The organism is Martinezella sp. CNPSo 3957 (assembly GCF_057784395.1).
This window is the reverse complement of record NZ_JBXSOU010000001.1, coordinates 193,805-211,785: the sequence shown is the minus strand read 5'-3', so window position 1 is coordinate 211,785 and position 17,981 is coordinate 193,805. Positions and strand designations below refer to the sequence as shown.

Annotated in this window: 18 protein-coding genes; 11 read left to right on the top strand and 7 right to left on the bottom strand. The window is 56.7% G+C overall.

Features of this window, described 5'->3' with window-relative positions:
- The first annotated feature begins 43 nt into the window (after nucleotides 1-43).
- Nucleotides 44-424, top strand: coding sequence for a DUF3597 domain-containing protein (locus tag AC13QE_RS00995; protein ID WP_132720956.1), 381 nt, complete (start codon nucleotides 44-46; stop codon nucleotides 422-424).
- A 67-nt stretch (nucleotides 425-491) separates the two neighbouring features.
- Nucleotides 492-773, top strand: coding sequence for a hypothetical protein (locus AC13QE_RS00990; protein ID WP_132720955.1), 282 nt, complete (start codon nucleotides 492-494; stop codon nucleotides 771-773).
- Between the two features lie 384 nt (nucleotides 774-1,157).
- Here AC13QE_RS00990 and AC13QE_RS00985 read toward each other — a convergent pair whose 3' ends face one another.
- From AC13QE_RS00985 to AC13QE_RS00975, 3 genes are all read right to left on the bottom strand, one after another.
- Nucleotides 1,158-2,081 (bottom strand): ABC transporter permease, encoded by a 924-nt coding sequence (locus AC13QE_RS00985; RefSeq protein WP_488482199.1) that lies wholly within the window; start codon nucleotides 2,079-2,081, stop codon nucleotides 1,158-1,160.
- Nucleotides 2,074-3,084 (bottom strand): ABC transporter permease, encoded by a 1,011-nt coding sequence (locus tag AC13QE_RS00980; protein ID WP_488482198.1) that lies wholly within the window; start codon nucleotides 3,082-3,084, stop codon nucleotides 2,074-2,076. Before AC13QE_RS00980 ends, AC13QE_RS00985 begins: the two co-directional genes overlap by 8 nt.
- Before the next feature lie 69 nt (nucleotides 3,085-3,153).
- Nucleotides 3,154-4,860, bottom strand: coding sequence for a peptide ABC transporter substrate-binding protein (locus AC13QE_RS00975; protein WP_488482197.1), 1,707 nt, complete (start codon nucleotides 4,858-4,860; stop codon nucleotides 3,154-3,156).
- A gap of 625 nt (nucleotides 4,861-5,485) precedes the next feature.
- Here AC13QE_RS00975 and AC13QE_RS00970 point away from each other — a divergent pair.
- Nucleotides 5,486-6,649, top strand: a complete 1,164-nt coding sequence (locus tag AC13QE_RS00970; protein ID WP_488482196.1) for a M20 aminoacylase family protein — start codon at nucleotides 5,486-5,488, stop codon at nucleotides 6,647-6,649.
- 222 nt (nucleotides 6,650-6,871) lie between these two features.
- Here AC13QE_RS00970 and AC13QE_RS00965 read toward each other — a convergent pair whose 3' ends face one another.
- Nucleotides 6,872-7,924 (bottom strand): helix-turn-helix domain-containing protein, encoded by a 1,053-nt coding sequence (locus AC13QE_RS00965; protein WP_488482195.1) that lies wholly within the window; start codon nucleotides 7,922-7,924, stop codon nucleotides 6,872-6,874.
- A gap of 172 nt (nucleotides 7,925-8,096) precedes the next feature.
- Here AC13QE_RS00965 and AC13QE_RS00960 point away from each other — a divergent pair, with 172 nt between their 5' ends.
- On the top strand, nucleotides 8,097-8,684 hold the full coding sequence (locus tag AC13QE_RS00960) for a TetR/AcrR family transcriptional regulator (protein WP_488482194.1): 588 nt from the start codon (nucleotides 8,097-8,099) through the stop codon (nucleotides 8,682-8,684).
- Between the two features lie 105 nt (nucleotides 8,685-8,789).
- Here AC13QE_RS00960 and AC13QE_RS00955 read toward each other — a convergent pair whose 3' ends face one another.
- A complete protein-coding gene (locus AC13QE_RS00955) occupies nucleotides 8,790-9,248 on the bottom strand; it encodes a hypothetical protein (protein WP_488482193.1) in 459 nt (152 codons plus the stop codon).
- A 286-nt stretch (nucleotides 9,249-9,534) separates the two neighbouring features.
- Between AC13QE_RS00955 and AC13QE_RS00950 the strand changes: the two genes are divergently transcribed.
- From AC13QE_RS00950 to AC13QE_RS00930, 5 genes are all read left to right on the top strand, one after another.
- Entirely contained in the window at nucleotides 9,535-9,924 is a 390-nt protein-coding gene (locus AC13QE_RS00950; RefSeq protein ID WP_488482192.1) for a hypothetical protein, read from the top strand.
- Nucleotides 9,925-10,026: 102 nt separating this feature from the next.
- Nucleotides 10,027-10,716: a lysozyme inhibitor LprI family protein gene (locus tag AC13QE_RS00945; RefSeq protein WP_488482191.1), complete on the top strand. Its 690-nt coding sequence runs from the start codon at nucleotides 10,027-10,029 to the stop codon at nucleotides 10,714-10,716.
- 155 nt (nucleotides 10,717-10,871) lie between these two features.
- Nucleotides 10,872-11,696, top strand: coding sequence for a lysozyme inhibitor LprI family protein (locus AC13QE_RS00940; protein WP_488482190.1), 825 nt, complete (start codon nucleotides 10,872-10,874; stop codon nucleotides 11,694-11,696).
- A gap of 121 nt (nucleotides 11,697-11,817) precedes the next feature.
- Entirely contained in the window at nucleotides 11,818-12,138 is a 321-nt protein-coding gene (locus AC13QE_RS00935; protein ID WP_488482189.1) for a lysozyme inhibitor LprI family protein, read from the top strand.
- Nucleotides 12,135-12,608 (top strand): hypothetical protein, encoded by a 474-nt coding sequence (locus AC13QE_RS00930; RefSeq protein WP_488482188.1) that lies wholly within the window; start codon nucleotides 12,135-12,137, stop codon nucleotides 12,606-12,608. Before AC13QE_RS00935 ends, AC13QE_RS00930 begins: the two co-directional genes overlap by 4 nt.
- 32 nt (nucleotides 12,609-12,640) lie before the next feature.
- Here the strand turns inward: AC13QE_RS00930 and AC13QE_RS00925 are convergent, their stop codons facing one another.
- Nucleotides 12,641-13,090, bottom strand: a complete 450-nt coding sequence (locus AC13QE_RS00925; protein ID WP_488482187.1) for a lysozyme inhibitor LprI family protein — start codon at nucleotides 13,088-13,090, stop codon at nucleotides 12,641-12,643.
- Nucleotides 13,091-13,915: 825 nt separating this feature from the next.
- Here AC13QE_RS00925 and AC13QE_RS00920 point away from each other — a divergent pair.
- Both AC13QE_RS00920 and AC13QE_RS00915 read left to right on the top strand, forming a co-directional pair.
- The gene (locus AC13QE_RS00920; RefSeq protein ID WP_488482186.1) at nucleotides 13,916-14,905 is read left to right on the top strand and encodes a DUF4424 domain-containing protein; all 990 of its coding nucleotides are present in this window, start codon (nucleotides 13,916-13,918) and stop codon (nucleotides 14,903-14,905) included.
- A 72-nt stretch (nucleotides 14,906-14,977) separates the two neighbouring features.
- Entirely contained in the window at nucleotides 14,978-16,873 is a 1,896-nt protein-coding gene (locus tag AC13QE_RS00915; protein ID WP_488482185.1) for a DUF4344 domain-containing metallopeptidase, read from the top strand.
- A 128-nt stretch (nucleotides 16,874-17,001) separates the two neighbouring features.
- Here the strand turns inward: AC13QE_RS00915 and AC13QE_RS00910 are convergent, their stop codons facing one another.
- Nucleotides 17,002-17,862: a hypothetical protein gene (locus AC13QE_RS00910; RefSeq protein WP_488482184.1), complete on the bottom strand. Its 861-nt coding sequence runs from the start codon at nucleotides 17,860-17,862 to the stop codon at nucleotides 17,002-17,004.
- Nucleotides 17,863-17,981: the final 119 nt, after the last annotated feature.

The following is a 17,981-nucleotide window of genomic DNA, read 5'->3' as shown; positions in this document are numbered from 1 at the left end:
TCGCGCAGTCGAATTGGTTTTTGGTTACAATATCGGAGACATTATGGGCATTTTCAGCACCATCAAAGACAAGATTTTCGGTCATCCCGCCGCGCAGGCAGCTGTGCCTGACGCAACCACGGAAGTCGCGCAGGCTGGTGCGGCCGCGCCGGCAGCAGCTCCTGCTTCAGTCGATGTCGGCGCTGTGCTGGCCCAGATGGCGGCGACCAAGGGCGGCGGCGGCAACTACCAGACCTCGATCGTCGATCTGCTCAAGCTGCTGGACATGGATTCGAGCCTCAACGCACGCAAGGAGCTCGCCAACGAGCTGAACGTCCATGTTGCCGAGGATGGCTCGGCTGCGGAGAATATCGCCCTCCACAAGGCCGTGGTCGACAAGCTCGCCGAGAATGGCGGTAAGATCCCGGACAGCCTTCGGCATTAACCCCCTCGGCGGAGGACTTCGCTACTGCGGCAAAGTCCTCCGCCGATCAACGAGGAAGGAGCATAACATGGGAATTCTCGACGGTCTTCTTGGCCAGTTTCTGGGCAGCGGCGAAGCCAATACGCTCGTTGCGGGCCTCGCTTCCAAGGTTGGTCTGCCGCCCGAATTGGCGCAAACAGCGCTTAACGCGCTGGCGCAGGCACATCCACAGCCGGGTGACACGATTCAAACCGCCGCCGCCAATAGCGGCCTGTCGGAAGACGTGCTCCAGCAAGTTGTCTCGCACCTAGGCGGTGAAGATGGGCTCGCCAACCTTGCCGCCAGTTGGCTGGGGGGTGGCAAGCCGTAGGCTTCCGCCTGATTATTAGCCAAACCCAGTCTTCCGTTGGGCGCTGATCGTGCTGTTGGCGCATCCGTCTTGTGCAGATCATAAGCTTTGGCCTGCTATCACCCGTTGCGATCACGCAGCGGGTGATTAAATGGTGTGGAAAATTCCAAGTCTGAATGGCCTAATTTGACGGGGGCACGTCACTGTCACTCGACTCAATGAAACGCGGTTTGACAGCATCGACGCAGAACCAAATAGCATTACGGTTGATCATTTCTCAGGTCCTTCATTTAAGGGAGCCTCCAATACGAGAGGTCACTAACTTGGCCCGCTGCCCACCACCGCCGAGACAATCAGCGCGGCAAAATAATTTGCACTCCAATAATGTACATTGAGATCTAGCTATCACCTACTCTTTAACATACGCGGATCGAGCGCATCGCGCACCGCATCGCCGAGATAGTTGACGCTCAGCACCGTCAGTGAGATGGCGAGGCCCGGCCACAGCACGCGGGACGGCGTGAGCTGCAGGAAGCTTGCGCCATCGAAAAGCAGACGCCCCCATGTCGGAAAGTCCGACGGGAAGCCGAGACCCAGAAAGCTCAGCGCGGATTCGGTGATAATCGCAGAAGCAATGCCAAGCGTCGCCGACACCATGATCGAGCTCATGACATTCGGCAGAATGTGCTTCAGGATGATCCGGTATTCTCGCATGCCGCTGCTTTTAGCCGCCATGACGAAATCCAGCCGTTTCACCGCCAGGACGTCACCACGCACGATGCGGGCGGTATGCATCCAGCTCGTCACTCCGATCACGAAGACGATTAGGATGAAAATTCCAGTTTCCGGGCCGAAATAGGCACGGAGCGTGTCGCGGAACAGCATGATGATGACCAACAGCAGCGGCAGAAGCGGGAGCGCCAGAAACAGATCCGTCAGCCGCATCAGAGGTCCATCGAGACGTCGAAAATAGCCCGATGTCACGCCGACCAATGTCCCGAGGAGAAGCGCCAACAGCATCGCGGTGATGCCGACCGCCAGCGAGATGCGTCCACCTGCCATCACCTGCGCCAGCATGTCATGGCCAAGATTGTCTGTGCCGAAGGGGTGAAGGAGGGAAAGTCCTTGGTTTTTGGCGCGAATGTCGATCTTATTCGGATCGACGCTGTGGATGAACGGACCGACATAGACGACCAGCAGGATGAATATGAAAACGATCAGGCCCGCAAAGCCACCTTTATGAGCCCGGAATTGCCGCCATGTGGCGGCCCTGATCGAGCGTGGTGGCGCGGTCAAAGCCGTCGTCGGGATTGCTGTTACGTCAGTCATAGCGGATCCTCGGGTCAAGAATGCCGTAAAGCACGTCGGCAATCAGATTGAAGAGAACGATCAGCACCGCAAAGATGAAGGTCAAGGTCTGAACCATGGGGATATCCCCACCCTGCACGGCGACAATCAAAAGCTGGCCAAGGCCGTTCACCCGAAAGACCTGCTCGGTGATGATGGCGCCGGAAAAGATCGTCGGCACCCCAAGCGCGATGACGGTTACGACCGGGATCAGGCTGTTGCGCAGTACGTGGACCAGAAGCACGGTCTTTTCCTTGACGCCCTTGGCGCGCGCGGTGCGGACATAATCCTGATGCAGGTTGTCGAGCATGGAGGCGCGCACGAAGCGGCTGATATGCGAAACGTTGTAGAGCGTCAGCACCATGACCGGCAGGATCATCTGCTTGATCTGTGCCATGAGGCTGGACCAGTCCGTCACGTGCAGGTTGGTGTCGTAGACCGATGGAAACCAGTGCAGAGTGGAGCTGAATACGACGATCAGCAGCACGCCGGTGAAGAAGGTCGGCACCGAATAACCGACCATGGAGATGAATGTGCCGATCTGATCGAAGATCGAATATTGCTTGTAGGCCGAGAGAACGCCGATCGGGATCGCCAGCAACACGCCGAAGAGGTAGGAGAGGCCTACGACCCACAGCGTTTGCGGCATGCGCTGGACGACAAGATCGACCACCGGGCTGCGTGTTGCCCATGAGAGCACCCGCAGTCTGTGACCATCACCGAACTGCCAGCCGGTGATCTGTTCGAGGATATTCAGCGGTTCGTTGATGAAGAATTGATGCAGCCATCTGAGATAACGGATCAGGAAGGGCTGATCGAGACCAAGTGCTGCGCGGATCTGTTCGCGGACCTCCGGCGGGATCGTCAACGGCAGATCGCCAGTCGGATTATTGGGCGCAAGGTCGAGAAGGGCAAAAATGACAAAGCTGATCACCAGCAATGTCGGCACGGCGAAAAACAGCCGCCGCAGGGTGAAATGAAACATCGGAAAGTCTCCAGAACTTCAGGCGATAGAAGACGCCGGCCCCTCTGGTGGGCCGGCGTCTTTCGTAACCTACTTCTTGCGAGACCAGTCGGCGACGTTCCAGAGTTCGGAATCCCAGCCGTTTATCCTGACGCCTTCGAGGGTCACGGCGCGCGCCGAGACCTGACCACGGTAGATAAGCGGGATATGCGCCCCTTCCTCCGTCAGCATGTCATTGGCTTTCTTGGCGATTTCCGCCCGTTTGGCGAGATCGGCCGTCTTCGACAATTCCGCGACGAGCTTGTCGTATTCCGGATTGCAGTAACGCGGCATGTTCTGCCCCTGCCAACCGTTTTCGGGAGCGGGGATCTTGTTGCACAGCCATTCCGCCAGGTATTTTTCCGGGTCGGTGCCGTCGAAATTGTTGGTGTACATTTCGACGTCGGCATAGAACTTCTGGAAGGTGTCCGGGCTTGCCGGATCGCCGCCGAAAAACACTGAGGCGCTGATGTTGCGCAGCTCCGCCTGCACGCCGATCTGCGCCCACATGTCCTTCACGAGCGCCTGCGTCGCCTGACGCACGGAGTTGGTCGAGGTCTGGTAGAGGAAGGAGAGCTTCACGCCGTTCTTGGCGCGGATGCCATCCGAGCCCTTGACCCAGCCGGCCTCGTCGAGAAGCTTGTTGGCGCCATCGACATCCGGCTTCAGGCACCAATCGTTCGCCGTCGAGGCATAGACCTCGGGACCGGGCACGATGTTGCAGGTCGGCTTGCCGGCTGCACCATATCCCGTCTCGTTGATGACATCGCGGTCGATCGCCATCGACAATGCGCGGCGAACAGCCGGGTCCGACAAGGACGGATGCGGGCCGGCCTGCTTGGTCGAACGCTTTTCGCCAAGCGACGGGTCGACGGCATAGTGGTTGATGTTGATACGTTCGACCTGCGATCCGAAGGCCGTCACGAGCTCGCCCTTGCCGGCGGCCACCATGGTTGCCAGAATTTCCGGCTCGACCTGCATGTTCCAGGCATAGTCATATTCGCCGGTTTCGAGCACCGCGCGGGCTGCAGACACTGCGTCGCCGCCACCCTTGAGCGTCACGGTGGCGAAGGCGGGCTTGGCCGGATCCCGGTAATTCTTGTTGGCGACGAAGGTGATCACATCGTTCGGCTTGAATTCCTTGACGACGAAGGGGCCGGTGCCGATCGGGCCAAAATTGGCCGAGGTGCATCCGGGAGCGGCAGCACCAAGGCAATCCTTGAACTGGGCCTTCTGGATCACGGGCGACTGGCCGCCGACGAAGGCGCTATAGGGGTAATATTTCGGCTCCGTAAAGGTCAGCTTGACGGTATGCGGGTCCACGGCCTCGACCGACTTGACGCCTTCATATTGCGCCTTCTGGGCGCAGCCGCCATCCGGCGCGGTGCAATATTTCCAGGTGAAGACCACGTCATCGGCGGTGAAATCGGTGCCGTCGGACCATTTGACATCCGGCTTCAGTTTCCAGGTCATGCTCTGCATATCCTTGGAGATGCCACCATTTTCCAGCGTCGGAATTTCCGTCACCAGTGTCGGCACGAGCTTTCCGGTTTCATCGTAACGCGCCAGCGGCTCGATGACCATCGAGGAACTATAGACCTCCTTTGTGCCGCCTGACAGATACGGGTTAAGCGTCGAAACCGCCTGCCAGAACAGGATCTTCAGCTCTCCGTCGCTGCCGCGTTCCGCATGGGCGGCGGAGCCTGCCATGGCGAAAACCGCAACCGCGCTGGCAAGAAGGATATTGCGTCTCTTCATCTTCATTTCCCCATGTGATTTTTGTGCGTTGAGCTATCGACGCGGCATATTCCATATGCCGCGTCGCAAAGGCTTAGTTCCGAGAGTACTTATCCAGCGAAAGGCGGCTTGCCGGGACACGAATCCATGCAGTCGAGAACCTTGTTTCGGCCCGCCACAGGCCGACGTCGCGCCGCTCGCCGATTTCACTTTTCATACTGGAATGGAGCGGAAAGTCTTTCAGTGGCAGAGGCCGCCGGCAGTGCCGGAAGGCGACTTTGGCGATCGGCTTGGCGAGCTTACAGGGCTTTACATCCCTTGGCCGCCCCAACAGATTCGGGCGCAAGCCATCTGCGACCACTAGCGGGTCTTCGCAAACCGACAGAATAATAACCTCCTAAAATTGCTCAGTTCTTTTTCGATGAGAACTTAACCAATCATGCGTGCAGGAATTCTCTCCGCCCGCCGCCCGCTATTATTGTTCCCGTTTATCGGCACTCGCGTCAAAGGCGATGCTCAAATTTTGAGCTATCTAAACACAAGCCTATTTTTCGTTCAAGAGCGAAAACTCAAGCTTGCAAAATCGGATTGCCGCAACGCAATATATCGTCATATCTATGGGATCCGGAGAAAAGAGGATGAGAAAATGCCGATATTGAATCGTGCCGCTGAGATGCAGGAAGAAGTTGCCGGCTGGCGGCGCCATTTGCATGAAACACCGGAGCTGCTCTACGATGTCTACGAGACATCAAGCTTCGTCGCGGAGAAATTGAAAGCTTTCGGCTGCGACATCGTCGAGACCGGCATCGGCAGGACCGGCGTGGTCGGCATCATCAAGGGCAGGCATGGCGACGGCCCTACGATTGGCTTTCGTGCAGACATGGATGCATTGCCGATCACCGAAACCAGCGGCAAGCTGTGGACGTCCAAGGTGCCTGGCAAGGCGCATTCCTGCGGCCATGACGGTCACAGCGCCATGCTTCTCGGCGCCGCGCAATATCTGGCGGAGACCCGCAACTTCAAAGGTTCTGTCGCATTGATCTTCCAGCCGGCCGAAGAAGGCGGAGCGGGCGCGCTCGCAATGCTCGACGACGGTATGATGGACAAGTTCGGCATTGAGCAAGTCTACGGCATGCACAATTCGCCCGGCATGCCGGTCGGCAATTTTGCGATCTGCAAGGGATCGGTAATGGCCGCTGCCGACAGTTTCGAGATCACCATCAACGGTAATGGCAGCCATGCCGCCGCGCCGCATCTCTCGATCGATCCTGTACTGGCATCCGCCCATGTGGTAATTGCCTTGCAGTCGATCGTCTCGCGCGGAGTGGACCCACTGAAATCACTGGTCGTCTCGGTAACCACGACGCATGGTGGCACGGCGCACAATGTCATTCCGAGTTTCGTCACCCTCACGGGAACGGTGCGTACGCTTCTGCCCGAGACGCGGGATTTCGCCGAAAAGCGCATCAGGGAAGTGGCGCAGGCGACCGCCATGGCGCATGGCGCAACGGCTGATGTCAACTACCATCGCGGTTACCCGGTCACCGTCAATCACGACAACGAAACCGAATTCGCGATCGGCGTCGCAGGCGCGGTTGCGGGCACCTCCGCCGTCGAGGCCAACACGGCGCCGCGTATGGGGGCGGAAGACTTTTCCTACATGCTGGAATCTCGCCCCGGCGCCTTCATCTTCATCGGCAATGGCGACACCGCCGGCCTTCATCATCCGGCTTACGATTTCAACGACGACGTGCTGCCCTATGGCATCAGCTATTGGGTGACGATGGCCGAAAAAGCCCTTGCCGCCTAACGATTAGGGGCAACACCGACCCTAGTTCCTTCCGCCTTAAAGAGAATCGAACCACCGTCACCACAAATGCTCAACGTACATTATTCAAGCAAATCCCGCGCCCAAACCTTTGGCGCATCAACGTAAATGAATTGGCACAACCTGCAGGTGGATTGGCAGCTTACAATCTAAAAAGAGCGCGCTGGGCAGATCTGAGATATTATAAAATACGTCTCGGAAGCCTCAATTGCCGGGCACTCCAAACGGCAATGTCCAGCCCGAGGGTCGCTCGACATGCTCTTGTTGATCACGACGAGCGGCCGGTTTCAGCACGGACGCGGCCCGCATATTCTCCAGCGTCTCGCTTGGGGTGTGGCCGAATTCGGTCTTGAACAGGCGGTAGAAGTATTTCTCGTTCGGGAAGCCGTGCCTCCAGGCGATCTCGGCTATATGAGGGTGCGGCCGGGTGGGATCTGCCAGCATTTGGTAGGCACGGCGCAGCCTCCTGCGTTGTATTTGCCGCATGACGCCGCCGCTGCCTTCGAATAGTTGGTAGAGTTTTGCCCGCGACAGGCCGACATCCCGGCAAATCCGATCAGGCGTGAGGTCGACATTCAGCAAATGCGTATCGATGTAACGCAGGACCCGCTCGCGTAGTGCATCTCGGATCGGACTATTTGCCTCAACCAACGCATCCGGCATCGGGGACACCGCGGCGGTGACGAGCTGCAGGGTCGATTGAACGATATAGGGAATTTTATTCTCGGTAAGGCTTGCGAGGTTTCGCAACAAGGAAAGAAGATGGTCGCCGAGAAGACAAGCAACGCCATCCACAAGCGTCTGCCCGTGCAAAAGCGCGGTTTGGCTTGGCAGCAGATCTCTCGGCACCACCAAAGAAATCACGTCGCCAGCCTCAACCAGGCCTTCGTTCACTTGAGCGGCATCAAGGACAAACAGATCCCCAGCCGCCTTTATGGGGTGAGGCGTGCTCCATCGACACAAATATCGGCCACTCACCATCAAGACGAACCGAAAGAAATCATGACCGTCCGTTCGGATGCGCCGCTCGGCTCGATTGGTTTCGTGGACGGAAAATCGGGTCTGATTGAGCCACCGTCTACCGGATAGGATAAGAGGGCCGAGGGCAGCACCGGTTGCTTCGGCGTCGAACGCGATGGAAGCATCGCTCCGCAATATGCAATCGCAGTGGTTGTCGTCGACCCACACGTGAAATCGATCTCTTTTAGGAAACTCGAGTGTCGAGAAACTGAACATTAAAGGGGAAATCTGCGCCATTGAACTTGCCTTTAACGGCCACGGTCTTCCAATATATGCAGCAATAAGTTGAAGGGCTGATCTGGACGATTGGTGGAATAGATAGAACGATCAGTATAAGATGTCCATATGCAAATCGGCGCGACAAGGAAGTCTGATAAAGGCCTATGGATGAATTTGACTTGAGGCATCAATGAGCCCGAAAAAGGAGCAGCTTATCGCGGTCGCGACCGACTTGTTTTCAAGGCATGGCTTTCATCCAGTCGGAGTCGACCGGATTTTGTCCGAGGCCGGTGTCGCCCGCATGACGCTCTACAATCATTTTCCCGGCAAGGACGATCTGATCAGCGCCGTCCTTGATCGCCGCTACCACGACATCATGGCCAGCCTTCGCGCCTGCGTCGAACCAACGTCTTCGGCAATGGAACAGCTAAGAGCTATTTTTGCATGGCACGAGGCATGGTTCGCCACTCCCGAATTTTCCGGCTGCCTGTTCGAGCGTGCGCTTGCTGAATTTAGCACCGATTATCCAAAGATCTCCGATGTCGCCATTCAATACAAGAAAACCATGACGGCGTGGATGGGCGACATGCTGAAAACCCTTCTACCGGAGCACACCGCAACACGCGTCGCCTCGATCCTCTTGATACTGCTGGATGGCGCCACGATCGATGCTCGCGCCTTTCATGATCCGACCGTTGCTACAAGGGCATGGGGCGCTGCGGAAGCCATTATCGAACGGGAAATAGCGCTAACCTCATCGAACCCGACGCGGTGTTAGCGATGATGCCCCGGTAGCGAGGCATGCGGCGGCTTCACAGTTCGCGGTTGCGACGTCTCTCCTGTGGACCGCTTCGCCCCCTTGCACTCGTCAGTGCTTGGCCCTTCAGTCTTTCAGGCGAAAGACTCCGTGGAGCGAAGAACCATCTCCTCCACAGAACTTAGCCACCGCCGCTTTCGTCGCGTTGAAGGTCAGCGCGTCTCGCTTGACAACCGCCACCAGAGCCGGCAGCGTTGCATCAGCCGGATCCCCTTCAGGAGCAAGATCGGCAACAACGTTGATGCGGGTCACGGTACCGTTGAAAACGTTCGCAACGAGCTTTCCTTCGGCGATAAATCCACAATCGACGGAGGTTGCTTCTCTATTGGGAATACCGCCGACTTGTACCGTCAACCGGGTACGTGACGATTTTTCGTCGAGAAGCATGACCTTGACCATCCCCTCTCCAAAATTACCGCTCGCTCTCTGGTAGATATGCTCCTGATCGACAGCATTAGTATCGGCGGCATGGAAAACCACTGCACACAGGATCAGAAGCTTAGCCGCGTACGCTTTCTTGTTCAATCTAGCCCTCATTTGTATCAAAAGATTGGCTGTGAAAACTCAACTTCATCCATCGGTCGAGCACAGTTGGACAGAAACGCAAATAGAACCTTGCATGGTGATAATCTAACGCTCCCAAGTGCAACTTCATCCAAAAGGGCTGCACTTGCGTTCAAATCGCAAACGTCCGAACTGTCGCCCATCGACATTTGTAGCCTTACGGGGCAAGCAGCCTTACCGCAGGCGACTGTCTGGAGCGACAGCGGATGACCGCGCGGTAACTTATTTGTTCGAAGCTGAGGGATCGATGCGTCGGCTGATACTATCTCTTGCACTTCTCGGAATGGCGGACATCGCCCGTGCCGGGGACACCTACATCTACGATCTGCTGAAGAACTCCGTCTACGCACAGTCGTGGAAGACGCTGACCTCAGCCAAAGAGACGCCCGCCTGGGTGCGTGACGAGAACAGGTTCATCGCCGGGGCTTTGAAGATCATATCCATCGACGCAGTCAACTACCAGATCAGCATCATATCCAAGCAACATGCAACGAACGACGGCCAAGCCTCCATTCTTTTCAACATGAACGGGACGCAGGCATGGGCTGAGGTCCAGGAGGAAGGAAAACCTACTCTCTATTTGGGTGAGCCGTCCGCGGCCCAAAAGTCAGCACTCGACGAGGCTATCGCGGAATAGTCGTCTCTCCTCACCAATATGAAGCTCTCCATACTCGACCCCGCGGGATAGCATTGCGGGATTTCCAATCTGTCGAGGACCGGTCTAGCGAGGTGCGCCAAGGTGGCCTTCATTATGCGTAGAAATGTACTTTCTCTGCTTTATTTCCTCCTGATTGTCTGGATGCCTGCCGGCGCTGGCGCTGCCGGTTTCGATTGTGAGAAGACGACTGCCCGCATAGAGAAATTGATCTGCGGAACCCCAAGCCTTTCGCAACTCGACAGCCAGTTGACAACTGTTTTCGAGACGGCCCTGACCGCGGTGGCACTCTCCAGCAAACAGACCTTGATCACAGAGCAGCGAAACTGGATCAATCACACTCGCGACATATGCGAGGATACCGCCTGCATCGAAGAGGCGTATCTCAAGCGGATCGATATTCTTGCACGCAACGAGAGGTACATCGTCGACAAGCCGTCGTGCGAGATTCCGGATGGCAATTCCTGCCGCAGCATCGTCGTTCTTCGCGACCCCAACAGCCGGCTTCAGTCCTTCGATCAGTCCATGTCCGGCCGAAACATCGACGGGAAGATCATCGGCTGCAAAAAGCTGATCGATTTGCCGGTCGGAACGGCAGACGGCAACCATAGCTTCGGTGGCGACTGCGTGCTCGAAAGTCACTCGAAGAGAACTGATATCCGAATCTGTAATGATTTGATGCTCGGGCGTTTTGCAATCGAGCCTCTCGAACGACGCGAAGAGCCGGATCACGACCTGATCGACTTCACCAATCGGCAGTGCTTCGGTGGATAATCGGACTGGCGAGCGATCATCTTGGCCGAATGACGACCCGTCGGATGCAGAAGCGCCCATAACGAGCGCGCATATATTTCAACCGCAGAAACCGATGCTCCAGATAGCTCTGAGGCGCTATTTGCAGGCGGATAGAAAATCGAGGAACAAACTGCATGCCCATCCATCGACTTAAGAAGCAAATTCGGCTCGCGATGATTTGTCTGATGACGACCTTCGGCGCGAGTATGCCGGCCTGGGCAATCGACTGCACAAAGGCCAGCGATGCTATCGACAAAAGGATTTGCGGCGATGCAGGCCTGAAGGCGGCCGATGCCGCCCTGGGGCAGGCCTATAGCGCACTGCTAAAATCTGCGCCGGACGCCGAGGTCCGTTCAATGCTTATAAACAGCCAACGCCGCTGGGTTGCAGCCCGCAATGCATGGTTCAGCAGTAATTCTGGCGATCGCCCATTGCCGATCAGCCAACTTCGCAAGGCCATCACGGATCGAACAACCGGGCTTGCCGACCGATCAGACAAGGGCTTTGTTGCCCAGGCAGAGGCCCAACGCCGGTTTCTCACAAAATATACCGGCGGGGCGTTTTCCGGCTTTGACGCGAGCTGCGAATTCATTCCAGACGACAATAACCAGAAGAGCTATTCCTATCAGTGCACCGGCGCCGTTCACGCGCAGAACAAGGATCGAGTTTGCAGCCTGAGTGCGGAGTTCGCATCCTGGGCGCTCTACCAATATTACGGTGTCAGCACCATTGCGGCAGAGCAGGCCAAACCCGTCGCATTTTGCGGTGATCAATCGGGAGATGTCTGTGAAAATGGCAAGAACGGTAAATGGGACCTCGACCCCGATCCCAACCACTTCCCGGTCCCGAAGAGAGACCTTCCGAAACTTGACGCCGAGATCGACTGGCCGCTGACAGAATCCGATGCCACTTGGTTCGACCGGTGCCTGACCAGCCCGACATATCCGCCGGCGCAGTAAACAATATCCTTCCTGAAGGACCGCACGGATGAGCATTGCAACCGCGTTCACGACCAGTGTCGGCCGCACAATCACAGGCGGGCTAGGCTTATGCGCTTTGGTTGTCGCCGGATTGCTTTCGATGTCGACAACCGCCTTGAGTGCCGGCTTCGACTGCAGGTTTGCCAAAAGCAAGGTCGAAAAGCTGATCTGCACCGATGCTGGCCTTTCCAGACTGGACGAGCAGATGAATGCGCTATTTGATAAGATCCGGAACGAAACGGCCGGGCGCGACGGGGAGACCGGAGAGATCATCGATCCGGTCGATAAGGAGCAAACTCTCTGGCGCAAGACGGTCCGCGACAAGTGCATGGATATCGGCTGCCTGAGGAATGCCTACACAGCCCGTCTGTCTGATATGCGGAAGAACTGGGCTGAAGCGCTGGGGCCGTCCAACCAATGACCACTTTCCGACCCTGCACACGACGAGATTGCTGCCTTGCCCGGGCGCTCCTGTGGTCGGCGATGGCAGGCGCCTACGTCCTGCTGGCGGCACAATCAGCCCTTGCCAGCGGATCGTTGCCGCCGGAGCCGCTCGTGGCCGGCCCCTTCCCGGACTTTGCGGCATGTCTGAGCTATCTGACGGCAATGGACAAGGAGCAGGCGGCCCTTGCTATGTCGGAGCCCGTCGCAACGCAGGAGGGCGGCACACGTCAAACACTTGTCTCGACGAACGGTGTCTCGCGAGGACCGGGTGAACAAGCCCTTTATGAGGCGGAGGTCGACGATCAGAACCGGGCTGTGGACACACGAACACAGTCTGTTGTCACGAACATTTCCTGGCAGCGCTATTCCCTGAGCTGTGATGGCCCCACCTTTAGTGGAACAATGCAACGTGGCTACTACCTTCCGGCAATTGAGCCGGCCCCATAGAGGGCCAGCTCTCACGAATGAATTTCGCCTCCCTATCGCGGAATCCGCTTCTCCAGCTCGATGGCCCGCTCGGATGTCACTTGTATTAAACAATCGTCGGCAACGATCAAAGCGGCAGTGCCGCCGTCTTTGTCCACGGCACATTGCTCGTCGCGTTCGGCAATCCAGGCCCGTTGTTCGTCACGCAGATGCATGGCGCTGGACTGTTTCAGCTTTGTCCGCAAGGTGCGATAGGCTCGATTGAGGCGATTGTCTTGATATTCAAGTTCCGTGCCTGTGCAGTCGCGCATGGAAACGGTAATACCTTCGGATTTGTCCATGCAGGCCTTGTAGGAGGAGCGGCTCGTGTCGACCTGCTTCTGCGCCATGGTTGATTTTGACGTTTCGGCTATCTTCTGCTCGACCGCCAAAACAAGCGTCGGAACAAACAACATCAAAGCGGTTAGTGAGAGGCGGAAAATGGCACGATGGCGGACATTCATGCTGATATCCTTTTAACGAGATAGGCCGTTTGATGCGTTGGACTGGCTGCGATTTTATTACGGCGAAGGAGCGACGTTTCGTCCCACGTCGAATGCTGGTCGCCCATACTCATGAAAAATGGCGAGCTCTCTTGTTTGCCCGCGGCTGAATACGGTGCTCGGGCCTTAACGCGTCTCATCGTGTAATCAATCTACCAAAGTTGCTATCTGCAAGACCGTCCGCGTTGCCGGATCGGAACAGCAAATAAATTTGTCATCCCGCGCATCAAATTCCCTTGCGCCACTACGGTACACGGGAGCTACCCGCCAGTCGTTAAGATGCGAAATTGAAAAATGTAGACGGATGTACACCAATGACGGACGCAGGAATATCGGTGCATCGAAGGCGCTCTGATAATTGCCGACGTAACCTCAGTAATCCTGCGGCGGTGGCTCTTGAGACAAGGCTCGGAGAGATGCGGCTGTAGTGATTAAACCATTGTTGGGCGTTGGATTCGCATGCTTGGACCAATAGAGAACGCGCACCTTCGGAAACCACGGCTCGCAGCTTTCATACGTGTTAGCGGCTGCCTGATGCGCCCGATAGCAGCCATGCCGCCCGGATCGGTGGCTCGAGCAGCATTGGGGAATGCTGCGGCTAAGCGAGTTCCGGTTCTGCTCCGTGACGGCGACAAGGAGGTGGTCGCTGACAATGCCGATATGCATACATACAGTTTCGATGGCACGGCCTACCGAAAGAACAAATCCCGATGCCGAAACCGGCCAATCCGCCCTCATTCCGAAAGATCAGCAATGCGTTTTATTCCATGTGCCTTTGGCGCTTTGATGCTCCTGTCCACGCAGGTCTTCGCCGACGACAGTTCGGCGACATTGGGGACCGGCGGTCTCGTTCTTCAGAAAACAGATAAGATCGCGCTCGTCTCCGAGGCTCTCTACCTGTCCCCCACAGGCATTCGAATTTCCTATCGCTTCCGCAATCTGACGAACGCAGACTACACCACAACGATTGCCTTCCCGATGCCGGCATTGCCGGGCGGCGGTTCTAATTCCACGACCGTCGTTCCGGACCCGGCGAGCGACAATTTCATGAAATTCAAGACTGTCGTCGACGGGCAGCCCGTTCCTTCGCAGCTCGAACAGCGCGCCTTCCTCGTTGCGGATGGGCAACCGGACGAAGAAATTACGGATAAGCTGAAGGCACTGCACATATCCCTGGTGCCGACGGTGGAGGCAAGCGAGGCAACGATCGGCCGCCTGACAAACGCTCAACGTAAGGAGCTGGTGGATGCCGGTTTCTTCGATACCGGCGAAGGCGACTACACCGGACAGCCAACCACTCTTTATCCGCTCTGGACGCTGCGTTCCAAATATTGGCGGCAGCAGACCTTTCCCAAGGGAAAAGACGTCATCGTGGAGCAAAGCTATGTCCCGGTCCTCGGCAGCCAATCCACCCTGTCGCTGGGTTCCCCGGACATGGACAGCGATCAGCTCAAACACTACCGCGACACCTTCTGCACCGATGAGGCCTTTCTGAAGGCAGCCCGCTCGCTTTACAAAAAGCTGGGCGACGCCAACCCGACGTTCCAGGCTTTCGAGCAATATCTGTCCTACGTCATCACATCCGGCGGCAATTGGGCGGGACCGATCGGCGAGTTCAAACTGATCGTCGACAAAGGCGATCCAAAGACCCTGGTGTCCTTTTGCGGCGACGGCGTGAAGAAGATTGGCCCGACCCAATTCGAAATGGATATCAAGAACTATACACCCAAGCGCGACATCGATGTGCTGCTTCTTAGAACCACGCCGGTTCAATAAGCCAGTCAGCAAACGTGGTGCCCGCCTGAGCTTTTCGTGACGTTTCCTATGGAAAACCGGAATTCGCGCAAAATGAAATTCGCTTTGAAGCTTGATTTTTCGAAGACTGCGATCTTCGCCCTCACCCTGGCTTCCGCCATTCCCTGTGCGGTTTGGCTACAGCCGGCATTTGCCCAGATATCGGCCCAAGGCGACCAGCTCGATCAGGCCGGCTCTGGTTCGATCGAGGAAGCTCTGAACATATGGGAGAAACGGCTCAGCCAGGAAGGCCTGATCCTGCTCGGCTACTATACCGGTTTTGCCGACGGTAACTTCGGACAAGCCAGCCGCAATGGCATCGCAAGCTATCAACGCGATCACAATCGCACCGCCACCGGAATGCTGTCGCCGCTGGATGCGTTGGAACTGTCCAAAGCAGCTCTTGATGTCCGCAAGCAGCTGCAGTGGCAAAGCCTCGATAATTCCAAAGCCGGCCTGACCATCTCCTATCCCGCCGGGCTGCTCACGGAACGGCAGGACAACAGTCTTGGCGGCGAGACGCTCGAAGCGAGAAACGGCTCGATTTCGTTGAAGACCGCGCGCTTCAGCAATAGCGGCATTACCCAGCTGGACAATCTGTTTCAGACCCTTTCCGCGGAGCAGGGCAGTACGATCACCTATCAGCTCAAGCGGCGAAACTGGTTCATCGTGTCAGGCAAATCGGGAGACCGGAACTTCTATTCCCGCTTCGAGCAGCGGAGCAATGAAATTCGCGGCTACGATTTGACCTGGAATGACGATAAGAACGACAAGCTGGTACAAAATATCTCCGTGCTCATCTCCAACGGCTTCTATCCCTTCGGCGATGATTCTGCCGACGGCGAACCCAGCTATCCGACGCTGGCAAAGCTCGCCGAGCTGGCCAGCGCAAACGACAATGATAGTAAACAGGCGAACCAGAACGCCCCTTCGGACAGCTCAAGCACACCTGAACAGCCGCAACAAGGACAGTCGCAGCAGGCCGACACGCCGACCAAGCGGTTGAGCGACGACAAAGATGGTGTGACGGAACAGAAGGACAATGCATTGCCCCCGCCCTCCGATGGCAAACTGATTACGACAGATGGCAAGGGTCTGCGTTTCGTCTATCACTATTTTCCGCCGCAGGATTCCAATTTCAACTACGCCTATCAATGGGCTGTCGATACGCACCTGTTTTCCAACATTCCCGAAATAGACGGCCTCGACGGGCTCTTCGTCACTCCGCGCCCTCTGCATTACGTGACGCGGCAATGCGGCACCATCAATGCATTCTATAACAAGGAAAACGGCGCGGTATTTCTCTGCTACGAGATGATCGACAGCCTGCTGCAAATGGGCCAGGCTCTGTCGAAGGGAGCATCCGACCCCAAGGCACTGACGATCGAGTTCGTGCGCGACAATCTGCGTTTCATTCTGCTGCACGAGTCGGGCCATGCATTGATCGACTTGCTGGATCTTCCGGCCGTCGGACGCGAAGAAGATTCCGTCGATCAGCTGGCAGCCGTCATGCTGCTTTCCCATGTCGACGACAGCGAGAGCAAGAACGACATAACCCGTGTCCTGCAGCTGGCGTCGATATGGTTCAAGGTCAACAGCCAATCGACGAACACTCAAGATGTGTCCGCCTTTGCCGATGAACATTCGCTTGATGCCCAACGCTACTTCAACCTGCTATGTATGATCTATGGGCTTGATCCGAATAACAACGGCGCAATTGTCGACAATGGGATGCTACCCAAGGAGCGAGCGGCGCGCTGTCCCGATGAAGCCTCCAAGATCAATCGCTCCTGGGCACGATTGCTGCTGCCGCATTTCTCACCAAGGTTTGCGCCGAAGTCGGACAACGACAACGCGGGTAATCAGCAGAATACCTCTTCCGCGCAGCCGCCGGCAGCAGGTGGTAATCCTCTCGAATGGGACAGGAATTCCAACCCGTTCGGCAAATAGACGCGGCCATATGCCAATGTGGCATGACGAAGGGCAAAAAAGCGCAACTTCGATCGTGATATATTGGCCAACAATTGTTCGGTTAGTTTCCGCTTACGCTCAAGGCAGAAGCAGGAATCTCGCCGTGATTAATTGGCCTTATGCCATTTAGACCGATCACACGCGATCTGATGGCCGTCGACCGTCGGCCTGTGGTCCCCGTGAGTGGTGAGGCTCAATTCCATATCGTCTTTTCGATAGTAGTAACTGCACGACGCCGAGTCGGTCTCGGAACAGTCGGTCGCCTCGATGATGCCGCTTTTGCGAATACTGTCGCCGACGAAATCCTGATAATTGGGCGGTGGGCTTCGAAACGGCTTCCACCCCTTGGCAATGATCTGCTTGCGCGCCTCACTGACCGGCTTGCCATCGACTTTCGGCACCACTTCTTTGCCGCCGCAGACGGATTGTTCGGCCGTTATCGGTGTGACCTCGACGGCGTGGTCGCCGACCAGCCGTACGTCGCCGAGAGGCATCTGGACAGGACTGCCATCAACAATGCGCAGCCCATCGTCGTCGGCGATAACTCTGCCGATTGATAGCTTGCTGCTCTTGGCGACGTAGATGATCATAACCAGTTGCGAGCCGTTGAAGAGCGCGATGTTGCCTTGATTAATCTCACAGGAACCGGCAGTTGAAGGCTCGAATTCTCCAGCAAAGCTCACCGCGTCATAGGGTCCGAGCTTTGCCTCCCCAGTTACGCCCCAACCAAGCCCATTGATAACTTGCCCACCTGCGGTCGTTGGAGGGAAGACCGCATTGCACTCGTCCTGAGACTGAGCAGACGGCGGTGCCTTCGAAAGTTGTGTCAAATGCCTGATTTCTATCCCTGGAACCTTGGAGCTACCCCTGGGATCGGCGCTCTGTTGCGCCATCAGCTGACCACCCGCAAGACTGGTGGAAATCAACACCGCACTGGTGGCCAAGAGGAAATGGCATTTAAATAGCATCGGCGGCTCAATTTTGAATCATGAAAGATACTTCAAGGTCTACTTCACGCAGCGCGTGGGCTTCAACACCCGGTAAGCCGATCTGCGTTCACTCGGCTCCATCTTAGGTGCACATGCGT